This is a genomic window from Variovorax sp. 01T439_2 (genome assembly GCF_056398445.1).
The window spans coordinates 1-3347 of the sequence record NZ_JBFTPJ010000782.1; the positions used below are offsets into that span (position 1 = coordinate 1).

The 3347-nt window shown below is 67.4% G+C and carries 2 protein-coding genes and 1 pseudogene; 1 reads left to right on the plus strand and 2 read right to left on the minus strand.

Annotation, left to right across the window (positions count from 1 at the left end; all coding sequences use genetic code 11):
• A partial coding sequence (locus AC1DOC_RS27660; RefSeq protein ID WP_478130918.1) for an indolepyruvate oxidoreductase subunit beta family protein occupies positions 1 to 779 on the minus strand: 779 nt, incomplete at its 3' end.
• A gap of 7 nt (positions 780 to 786) precedes the next feature.
• Positions 787 to 2709: pseudogene (locus AC1DOC_RS27665) on the minus strand (thiamine pyrophosphate-dependent enzyme); the annotation flags it as partial.
• Between the two features lie 159 nt (positions 2710 to 2868).
• Between AC1DOC_RS27665 and AC1DOC_RS27670 the strand changes: the two are divergent.
• A complete protein-coding gene (locus AC1DOC_RS27670; protein ID WP_012746632.1) occupies positions 2869 to 3345 on the plus strand; it encodes a MarR family winged helix-turn-helix transcriptional regulator in 477 nt (158 codons plus the stop codon).
• The last annotated feature ends 2 nt before the right edge of the window (positions 3346 to 3347 follow it).

Genomic DNA, 3347 nt, shown 5'->3' on the forward strand with positions numbered 1-3347 from the left:
AGATACAGGCTGGCGTAGGCCGTGTCCTGGTAGTCGATCAGGCGGCGCACGCCTTCGAGCAGCAGGCCGTGCGCCGCAGCAGGAAGTTCGCGCTGCACACGCTCGACCAATGCGCGCACGGCCGGATGGCGCGGCTGCGGCGTTGGCATGGCAGCTGCGGCTTCCGGCGGCGCCTCGCCGTCGTCGCCGCCCTGCGCACGCGCAAATGCTGCACCAAAGGCCTTGAGGCTGGGCTTGACGCCCACGCCGCCTCGCTCGATGGTGGCCTCGAACTGCGCGCGGCTGAACGGCAGAACGCCCGAGCCCGCCAGCGCGCCGAACAGCACGGCGCTGATCACGCTGCCTGCGGCTTCGGCCGCCTGCGCCATGTCGAAGCGGATGAAGCGCTTGGCGGCCCGCGCGGTGTGCGCGAGCAACTGCGCGCTGTCGACGCGGCCGTCGCCGAGCGCGCTTTTCTCGGCAATGGAGAACACGCGGTGCGTGGATGCGATCAGCGTGGTGCGGTCGCTGGTGACGAGCCCGCGCTGCACCGCGCGTCCCGCCTCCATGAGTTCCGAAGCCAGCACCACGTCGACATCGCCCGGCAGCGGCATCAGCGCGAGCACGGGGCGGCCACCATCCGCCTCGGCCTGTGCGATCGGATAGAGCTCGACGTAATAGATGGTGGCGCCGGTGCGCTGCGCCACGCCGGGCACCGAGGTGGTCTGCGCGACGTAGCCATTGGCCTCGCCCATGTCGACGATCCAGTCGGCCAGTACGCCGCCGCCCTCCCCGCCCATGGCAAGGACACGAGTGGTCGCCGGTGCAGGTATCGGAATCGACGCCGAACTTCTCGCGCACCATGCGCTTGCCGTCCGCGATGGCCTTGCGCACCAGCGGCTTCTCGCGGCGCTGCTTGTTGAGCATGCATTCCGACTGCGCGATCAGGACCTTGGGGCCCTTCTTCGTGGTGGTGAGCGCTTCTTTCAGCGCGTCGCGCATGCCGGCGACGTCGTAGGTGCGGCGCAGCGTCTTCACCCATTCCACGCCCACCCCGCGCACCGCGCGCTCGATCTCGTGGCCGGTGCTGCGCGTCTTGTTGACGGCATTCGACGAGAGGATGTCCTGCCCGCCCGTGGCCGAGGTGTAGTTGTTGTCGACGACGATGGTGAGGTTGTCGCTCTTGTTGAACACCGCGTTGGCCACGCCGCTGGTCAGTCCGTTGTGCCAGAAGCCGCCGTCGCCCATCATCGAGATCGCGCGCTTGCCTGCCGGCGCATTGAGCGCCGCCGCGCCGGCACCGCCCAGGCCGTAGCCCATGGTGGTGTTGCCGATGTTGAAGGGCGGCAGGATCGAGAACAGGTGGCAGCCGATGTCGGCGCTCACGTGGTGCGGACCCAGCTCGCGCTCGACCAGCTTCATCGCGCTGAAGATCGGCCGCTCGGGGCAGCCGGTGCAAAAGCCCGGCGGGCGCGCATGCACGACCTCGGCGAGCGCCGTGGACGGCTGCGCCGGCTCCGGCGCGGCATCGACGCCGATGGCCGCCACTTCCTTGAGCGGAATCACCTTGCGCACCGGCGCAGGCACCGGCAGCGGCGCGAGGCGCCCGTAGCGCTCGCAGAAGCTGCGCGCGCCCTTCAGCAGTTCGGATGCGGTGTACTCGCCGGCCACGGGCAGCATGTCCTTGCCATGCAGCGCGGTGGCCGAGCCGGCCTGCCGCAGGATGGTCGCAAGGTTCTGTTCGACGAAGTTGGGCTGGCCCTCCTCCACGATCAGCACCGCGCGCTTGCCTTCGCAGAAGCGGATCACCTCGCTCTCGATGACCGGGTAGGCCACGTTCATCACATAGAGCGGCACCTGCGTGTTGCCGTACACGTCGGCCAGGCCGAGCCGCTCGAGCGCGCGCAGCAGCGTGTTGTAGCTGCCGCCCTGCACGATGATGCCGATGTCGTCGGCGTCTTCGGAGAAGAACTCGTTGAGCTGGCGCTCCTCGATGAAGCGCACGGCCGCGGGCCAGCGGTCCCGCACCTTCTCCTGCTCGTGCACGAAGCTCGCGGGCGGCAGCACGATGCGGCCGACGTCGCGCTGCGGATTTTCGAGCGCATCCTTCAGCGTGAACTTCGCGCGCTTGTTGTCGCCGGCAATGAAGTGGCCATGCACATGGCAGGCACGGATGCGCAGCTGCAGCATCACGGGCGTATTGCTGGCCTCCGAAAGATCGAAGCCCTGCTTCACCGCATCGACGATGCTCGGCAGGTTGGGCCGCGGATCGAGCAGCCAGATCTGCGACTTCATCGCGAAGGCATGGCTGCGCTCCTGCATGATCGAGGAGCCCTCGCCGTAGTCCTCGCCCACGATGATCAGCGCGCCGCCGGTCACGCCGCCCGAAGCCAGGTTGGCCAGCGCGTCCGAGGCCACGTTGGTACCCACGGTAGCCTTGAAGGTCACCGCGCCGCGCAATGGGTAGTTGACGGAAGCGGCCAGCGTGGCGGCCGCGGTGGCTTCGCTCGCGCTGTTCTCGAAGCGGATGCCCTGCTCGGCGAGGATGTCCTGCGCATCGGCCAGCACATCCATCAGGTGCGAGATGGGTGCCCCCTGGTAGCCCGCCACATAGGAAACTCCCGATTCGAGCAAAGCCTTGGTGACCGCCAGAATGCCTTCACCGCGAAACACATCTCCGCCAGAAAGCCGCAGCTTCTTGACTTCTTCGACGAACGAACGCTCAGCCATGTCGGTCCTTGTTCTCTCTCGTGGGACGGTGCGTGCAAGCTGCCGCACCGTGCTTTCTATAATGTTGACAAATGAATGTATCCACAATCATGAATTACCCTAGACATGCAAGCAGCGTGCCCGCGGCTGGTTCGAGGCGCTTGGCCGTGAGGTGCCTCCATGGCCGAGCAACCTCCTGAAACACATCGCTTCGTCGACGACTACCTGCCGGCGCTGCTGGCGCAGGCCAGCCAGCTGATTTCCTCGGAGTTCCACGAGGTGGCGCGGCAGCACGGCTTCTCGGTGTCGGAGTGGCGCGTGATGGCCTCGCTCGCGGGCAGCGAGCCGATCAGCATCGGCCAGCTCGCGCAGGTGACGGTGACCAAGCAGCCGACCGTCACGCGGCTGCTCGACCGCATGGAGGCACGCGGACAGGTCGAGCGACTGCCCCACGAGAGTGATCGCCGCATCACGCTGGTGCGCATCACGCGCAAGGGCCTGAAGGCGGTGGAGCACCTGATGGAGCTCGCGCGCGAGCATGAGCGGCGCGTGCTCGAACCCTTCGGCCTGCGGCGCGCCGAGGAACTGAAGCAGACGCTGCGGCAGATGATCGACCTGCACGTGCATGTGCCGGTCGAGGAGCCGGAAGAAGACTGAAG

What these genes read in the sequence shown, in the direction of transcription:
- AC1DOC_RS27670 (WP_012746632.1), top strand. Translation starts at nt 2,869, where the DNA reads ATGGCCGAGCAACCTCCTGAAACACATCGCTTCGTCGACGACTACCTG.